Annotated in this window: 9 protein-coding genes; all 9 read right to left on the reverse strand. The window is 60.3% G+C overall.

The window, feature by feature from the left end; translation table 11 throughout:
• Nucleotides 1-64: 64 nt before the first annotated feature.
• A complete protein-coding gene (locus VJ604_RS10700) occupies nucleotides 65-235 on the reverse strand; it encodes a hypothetical protein (protein ID WP_324082346.1) in 171 nt (56 codons plus the stop codon).
• On the reverse strand, nucleotides 232-1,095 hold the full coding sequence (locus VJ604_RS10705) for an NAD(P)-dependent oxidoreductase (protein WP_324082347.1): 864 nt from the start codon (nucleotides 1,093-1,095) through the stop codon (nucleotides 232-234). Before VJ604_RS10705 ends, VJ604_RS10700 begins: the two co-directional genes overlap by 4 nt.
• Nucleotides 1,096-1,106: 11 nt before the next feature.
• Nucleotides 1,107-2,837 (reverse strand): aminodeoxychorismate synthase component I, encoded by a 1,731-nt coding sequence (gene pabB, locus VJ604_RS10710; RefSeq protein WP_324082348.1) that lies wholly within the window; start codon nucleotides 2,835-2,837, stop codon nucleotides 1,107-1,109.
• Between the two features lie 205 nt (nucleotides 2,838-3,042).
• Nucleotides 3,043-3,894: a TIGR02757 family protein gene (locus tag VJ604_RS10715; protein WP_324082349.1), complete on the reverse strand. Its 852-nt coding sequence runs from the start codon at nucleotides 3,892-3,894 to the stop codon at nucleotides 3,043-3,045.
• 69 nt (nucleotides 3,895-3,963) lie between these two features.
• Entirely contained in the window at nucleotides 3,964-4,422 is a 459-nt protein-coding gene (dtd, locus tag VJ604_RS10720; protein ID WP_324082350.1) for a D-aminoacyl-tRNA deacylase, read from the reverse strand.
• Complete coding sequence (locus tag VJ604_RS10725) at nucleotides 4,419-4,937, reverse strand: O-acetyl-ADP-ribose deacetylase (protein ID WP_324082352.1); 519 nt, start codon at nucleotides 4,935-4,937, stop codon at nucleotides 4,419-4,421. The genes dtd and VJ604_RS10725 overlap by 4 nt, the downstream gene beginning before the upstream one ends.
• Nucleotides 4,938-5,091: 154 nt before the next feature.
• Entirely contained in the window at nucleotides 5,092-5,937 is an 846-nt protein-coding gene (locus VJ604_RS10730; protein WP_324082353.1) for a deoxyribonuclease IV, read from the reverse strand.
• 2 nt (nucleotides 5,938-5,939) lie between these two features.
• Nucleotides 5,940-6,356, reverse strand: coding sequence for an HIT family protein (locus tag VJ604_RS10735; protein ID WP_324082354.1), 417 nt, complete (start codon nucleotides 6,354-6,356; stop codon nucleotides 5,940-5,942).
• A gap of 88 nt (nucleotides 6,357-6,444) precedes the next feature.
• Nucleotides 6,445-6,833, reverse strand: a 389-nt coding sequence (gene dapF, locus VJ604_RS10740; RefSeq protein WP_324082355.1) for a diaminopimelate epimerase, incomplete at its 5' end; no start/stop codon positions are given.

A 6,833-nucleotide genomic window follows, 5' to 3' on the forward strand; every position in this document is an offset into this window, starting at 1 on the left:
TATTCAATTTTGATGAAGCATAAGGGAGCAACACCGTTTTGTCAACGCCAATCTCTCGGAACCCCTAGAATTGCTTGCGGAACTTGACCAGCAGGTACAGGCAGACGATGCCTCCCGCCGCCATAAGCACGTCCCGTCCCCAGGGTACCGGCTGTTCCAGACTTGCGTAAATGACCGGATCGAGAAAGGCACTGGTAAGGAGCCCCACGCCTCCCCAGGTCAGCAGCTTTTTCATGATTCGACGGCCTTGAAGACGGCGCAGAAGTCCTGGCCACCGAGGCCCAGCGCCCTGGCCTTTTTGAAGGTCTCATTGGCAGCCGCCGCAGCGTGCAGGGGCTGCGCCAGGGAATCGCCCAGCGCGACGGCCAGCCGGAGGTCCTTCTGCATGTGCTTCAGCGGAAAGGCCGGCGGGAAGGATCCCTGGGTGATCTGCGCTCCCTTCAGCTTGAACATCGGATTGGCCAGGGCCCCGGAATCGAGGACATCGAGGAGGTCGGCGGAGGAGAGTCCCGCCTTGCCGGCCAAGGCGAGCCCTTCGCAGAAGATGGCCATCATACCGCCCATCACCATGTTGACGATGAGCTTCATGTCGGCGCCGCGGCCGACCTCACCGAGGAAGAGGATCTTCTTCCCCATCTTCTCGAAAAGCGGCAGTGTCTTGTCGTAGAGTGGGCGATCGCCGGCCGCGAGGATGATCAAGGTGCCGTCCTCGGCAGGTTTCTTACTCCCCGAGACGGGAGCCTCCAGGAACGCACCGCCCTTCGCGGTGATGGCCTTCCCGATCTCCTTGGCGGTTACCGCGTCCACCGTGGACATGTCGACATATCCCCTCCCCTCGCCGATCCCTTCCAGCGCCCCCTGCGCGCCGAAGCAGACAGCATGCGCCGCAGCCGGGTCGGCCAGCATGGCTATGGTTATCTGGCAGGAAGCGGTGACCTCAGCGGGCGTGGCGGCCACCGTGGCGCCGAGGGCGGCAAGTTCGCAGCATTTGTCCTGCGAGCGGTTCCAGACGGTAACGTTGAACCCGGCCTTGAGCAGGTTCTTCGCCATGGCGCTCCCCATGATGCCGAGACCTAAGAATCCGTATCTTTCCATGATGACCTCCGTTATCGATTTATCTTAAGTAATATTTCCAGTCGCGCCCGGCGCCATTTCCTCACCGAGTTTATCAGAAAGACTTCCTCAGCCTCTTCCAACTCGCGCCGAGTCAGCACCCGTTCTATCACCGTCCCGTTAGCCACCAGCTCTTCCCTGAAGGTCCCCGGCAACAGACCACTCGCCACGGGAGGGGTAACGAGCACTCCGCTGACGCGCGCTACCACATTGCTGTTAGCCCCTTCGGTGACCTCGCCCCGCTCGTTCAGGAAGATCACCTCGGCAAGGTCAGGACGCCTTCCCAACTCGCTGGCGAACAAGCTGCGCCGGCTGGTCTTGTGGTACAGGAAAGGATCGGCCGAGTCAACAGTTGCTTCGGCAAAGCCGGCCACGGCGTCTGCCGGCGAATCCTCGATACCAGCGGCTTCGCAGGAGAGGGTGCCATCTCTGAACAGAAGAAGGCGCACCTTGTACTTCCCCGCATCGGTTGGAGCAGCTGCCTCCAAGGCGTGCCGAGCGCGTTGGACTTCAAAGGGAAACGAGAAGTAGGCGGCGGATCGAGCCAACCGGCCGAGGTGCCGGTCGAGAAGGAAATATCCGTTCTCATCGTGGAGAAGCGACTCGATCAGGTGGAACTCTGCCTCGCACTGGCTGGCGAAAAGCGACTTGGACAGGCTCTCCGCGTACTCTTCGGCCCCAACGGAGTCGTAGGTGATGCCGCTTCCGACGCCGACTTCGCCTCTGCCGGAGTCGAGATCGATGACGACGGTCCGGATGGCCACGCTGAAGAGGGCTTCGCCGCCAGGCGAAAAATAGCCGAGACAGCCGGTATAGACACCTCGCGGTTCTCCTTCTCTCTGCGCGATGATCTCCATGCTCCGTCTCTTGGGTGCGCCGGTCACCGACCCGCAGGGGAAGAGCGCCTGCATCAGCTCCAGCGGACCGACGTCCCCGTTCAAACGCGACTCGATAGTCGAGGTCATCTGGTGCACGGTGGGGTGGGTCTCGACGTCGAAAAGCGAAGCGACGCGCACCGTACCGGTCTGCGAAACAATTCCCATGTCGTTTCTCAGCAAATCTACAATCATGAGATTTTCAGCCAATTCCTTCGGACTTTCCTTGAGCCTTCTCTTTTGCGTCTCGTCTTTTTCAGCCGATTTCCCACGTGAGGCCGTCCCCTTCATGGGACGGGTGGTGAGCACGCCGTCTTTTACCGAGAAGAACAGTTCGGGAGAGGCGGAGAGGATGCGATGCTGTCCACTTTCGAAATAGCTGCTGTAAGGGGTGGGCTGCCGACGGCAGAGTTGGTGGAAGAAAGCGCGGGGTGAACCGGAGAAGGAAAAGCCCTGCCGCATGGTGAAGTTGACTTGGTAGCAGTCGCCGGCTGCGATAAGTTCCCGGATGGTGTCGACCGCACCGGCAAAAGATTCTTCTTCCTGCGAACTCTGCCAGTCGCAAGTGTGGAAAAGGTCGTAGCAGGGGGGCTGGAGCTTCCGGGAACGGGTCCGATAGAGCCGGAAGTGCAGTAGCGGGAGCTTACCGCGAGTGCAGGTGGTGAGGTCGCTGTTGATGGCAGGGGCGGCTTCGTAACTGACGAAGCCCGCAGCGTGAAGCCCGGAGGCGAGCTGCCGCTCCAGGGATTTCAGCGCAGGGACGACTTGGTCCGGGCTGATGGCGATAATTTCGCCGATTTGGTCGGAAAACTCGAAGCCGTGGAAGTATGCGAAGGAAGTTTCAGTCATGTCGATTGTTGCTTTTCACCCCTTGTCACCTCTTCCCCCTTTGCCAACTCTCCCTCGCCCTGCGGGAGAGGGCAGGGGTGAGGGAAGCCTCATATCCTCTTGGAAAGTTCCCTCACCCTAACCCTCTTCCGGGGGGAGAGGGGATAGTTGGTGATAGCGGTAATGGAGCAAGGAGCAAAGTCCTGGTTGCGGTGCCACCGACCCCTTAACCTTTCGAACAGAGGTCCGTGATCGGGCACTGCAGGCACTTGGAGAGGTCCTTGCCGTCGCACCCTTCGGAGATGCCGAGGTGGCACAGGGAGAAGTCGTACTTCACGGGGTCGGACGGGTCAAGTTGGCGCAGGCGCGCGGTGATCTCGCATGCCATCCGCCAATCGGCCTGTTTCCTCTCCGTAAAACGAAGGAAGCGGCAGATCCTCTGGATATGGGCATCCACCGGCACCACCAGCTTCGCCGCAGTGATCCCTTTCCAAAGTCCCAGGTCGATGCCGTCGTCGGGGCGCACCATCCATCTCAGGTACATGCACATGCGCTTGCAGGCGCTGCCGCTGGCGGGAGACGGGAAGAAGAAGGGAAAGTAGGAATCCTCAGGCACCGATTTTCGACGGAAGACCGGGGAGAGGTCGAGGTTCTTCACCGCCTCGGCAAAACCGGAGAGCGTCTCGGTGACGTCCTCCCTAACTTCGTCATGAAAGCGGAGCATCCACCCTTCCACGGAACCGGCTTCCTCCAGCATGATGCGACAGGCGAGCAGCAGGGCGCAGAGGTCACGCGCATCGTTGAAGCGATGCTTGAATCCGGCGAAGATCCGCTTTCCCTCTGCCGGCTCGAACCGCTCGATGAAGCGTCGAGGCGAATCTCCCATGGTCCCGAAGATGCGATCCAGATTCTTCAGGATGATCTTTACGTTGCCATAGGCGAAGCAGGCCGCGATCAGCCCCACTACTTCCCTGTCTTCCGGAGCCTGGTACCGGTGGCAGAAAGAAAGAGGGTCGTTGGCGAGATGCGTCTGGGAGCGCGTCGCGTAAAGTCCTTCCAGGATGTTTTTCAGCTCCACGGCGGGCGAATCCTTCTCGGGGGGAGATTTACGAACGGTTACAGCTGGTAGATTAGCATAGCGGACGATCTAGCGGGGAGTTGTTTTCTTGGGGGATTCCAGGATGAAGGTCACCGGTCCGTCGTTGACCAGACCGACCTGCATATCGGCCTGAAAGATGCCGCTTTGCACCGGCACGCCGAGTTCCCACAGCTTGCCCATGAAGTATTCGTAGAGGAAATTGGCTTCGTTGGGAGCAGCCGCCGTGTCGAAGGAGGGCCGCCGCCCCTTTTCGCAGTTGCCGGCCAGGGTAAATTGGGAAACGGCCAGGATGCTCCCCTTAACATCGAGGACGGAGAGGTTCATCTTTCCCTCCTGATCCGAGAAGATACGGAGGTTGACGATCTTTTCCGCCATCCAGTCGGCCTGCTTCACCGTGTCGCAGATCTCGACGCCGAGCAGGACAGCGATGCCCTGGCCGATTTCGCCGACCACCTTTGCGTCCACGGTGACGTATGCCTCTTTGACTCGCTGGATGACAGCCTTCACGCAAAAACCTCCTTGGCAGTCTGCTCGTAGATCTCCCGCGCATCGGGCGAGAAGGCCACGAAGATCACCCTGCTCAGTTCAGGATAGCTCTCCAGCGCCGCCTTGGCCTCTTCCATGGCGATGCGGCACGCCTTGTCCATCGGGTAACCGTACACACCGGCGCTGATGGCGGGAAAGGCGATGCTGGTCAGCTTGTGCTCGCGGGCCACGCGGAAGGAGTTGCGGTAGCAGCTCCGTAACAGTTCCGGCTCTCCCTTGCCCCCTCCGTGCCAGACCGGTCCGACGGTATGGATCACATGCCTGGCAGGAAGCCGGTAGCCCGCAGTGATCTTGGCCTGGCCGGTGGGGCAGCCCCCCAGGGTGCGGCATTCTTCCAGAAGCTGCGGTCCCGCCGCGCGATGGATGGCGCCATCCACCCCGCCGCCGCCGAGGAGCGAGGTGTTGGCAGCGTTGACGATGGCATCCACAGAAAGTTTGGTGATGTCCCCCTGCACGATCTCTATCTTCTCACGCATGGCTCTCCTCCCTTAAGAAGACCTGCTGTCGCAAGAGTTTAGAACGTCCTTCGACAGGCTCAGGACGAGCGGTTTGAGCTCCAGCAATCTTTCCTGCACTCCCTCAGGCTCTCCCTCCCCTTCAAGGGGAGGGCAGGGGTGAGGATGGGGTTCATCAGCTCTCAATCAGCTCCCGCAACTTCCTGAGGTTCACCACGTCCATGTCCCCTTCCTTGGGAGTCTCGATGACCTTAGGGATCTTCACGAAACGGGGATCGTTCATGATGAATCGGAACGGTTCCAGCCCCAGCGTGCCCTCGCCAATATTCTCGTGGCGGTCGACCTTGCACCCCAGTCCCTTCTTGGAATCGTTCAGGTGGAAGGCGCACAGCCGGTCGATCCCGAGGATCTTGTCGAACTCGTCGAAGGTCCGCAGGTAACCGTCGCGGTCATTGATCTGGTAACCGGCGGCAAAAGCGTGGCAGGTATCGAAGCAGACGCCGAAGCGCTCCGGGAATCCAGTGCCGTGCATGATCGCCTTCAGGTGGTTGAAGTTGTAGCCGAGGTTGCTCCCCTGCCCGGCGGTGTTCTCCAGGAGCACCTTGCCGGTGAACTGGGGTACCTGGGTGAAGAGTATGTCGAAGGCCTCGCAGATGCGCCGGATGCCAACCTCTTCACCGTCGCCGTTGTGGGAGCCCGGATGCATGACGATCTTTTCGATCCCGAGAGCCGCGCAACGCTCCATCTCCTCCTTGAAGGCGATGAGACTCTTGTCCTGGATGTCCCCCGGCGCCGAAGCCAGGTTGATGAGATAGATGTCGTGGCTGATGACATCGACCAGCCCGGAAGCGGCCAGCTTCTCCCGGAACAGCGCGGCGTCGTCCTTGGAAACGGCTTTACCCTTCCACTGGTTGGAGTTCTGGGTGAAGACCTGGATGACGCTGCAGCCAACTTCCGCGCCGCGCTGGGGCGCGTTGAAGATGCCGCCTGCTATCGAAACGTGTGCGCCCAAATAATCCATCGTTATCCCTTCGCGAGGTGCGATATGATCAGTTCCACCCGTTCGCGGTATTGTTCGGAGGTGAGAAAGAGTTCCTGGTGCGGCTCGCTCCAGTGGGGACGGGGCCAAAGCGGGTCTGTTGAAAAGCGCGGCACGATGTGCCAGTGCATGTGGGGCGCCATGTTTCCCAAAAGCTCGTAGTTGATTTTAGCCGGGGAGAAGGCGTTGTAAAGGGCCTTGGCGACTGCGGTTACCTCGGCCATGACGGCATTTCTCACCGCCTCGTCCAGGTGGAAAAGCTCGGTGACGTGCTCCTTGGTGTAGACAAAGCAGTAGCCGGTGAAGAACTGGTCCCGGTTCAGGGAGACCAGGGTCTGGTCCAGTTCCACGATGCGCTGCTCGGGGTCGTCGTGCCACTTGCTGCAGATGGGACAGGTCATAGGTACCAGTGAAAGGTGAAAAGGTGAAAGGCTGCTACCCACGGGAGTCGCCTTTCACCCTTTACTTCTCACCCTTCACGTCTCCTTTTTAGATCGCGATCTCGCCGGTGAAAACTTCCACCGCCGGGCCGGTCATGTAGATGTTGCCGTCCTCGGCCCACTCCATCTCCAGGTCACCGCCGGAGAGGTGGTTGAGGATCTTCTTCTCGGTCAGCCCGTTCAGCACGCAGGCGGCGGTCACCGCACTGGAGCCGGTGCCGCAGGCGAGGGTCTCGCCGGCGCCGCGCTCCCAGGTACGCTGGCGAACTTCGGTGCGGGAGATGATCTGCACGAACTCCACGTTGGTGCGGCGCGGGAACATCTCGTGGTTCTCGATGAGCGGACCGTACTTCTCGACCTGGAAGTTCTCCACGTCATCCACGAAGATCACGCAGTGCGGGTTCCCCATTGAGGCGCAGGTGATCATGAAGGTGGAGT

Origin of the sequence: Geomonas sp. (assembly GCF_035254065.1) — a bacterium.
In the GTDB taxonomy this organism is placed as follows: Bacteria; Desulfobacterota; Desulfuromonadia; order Geobacterales; family Geobacteraceae; genus Geomonas.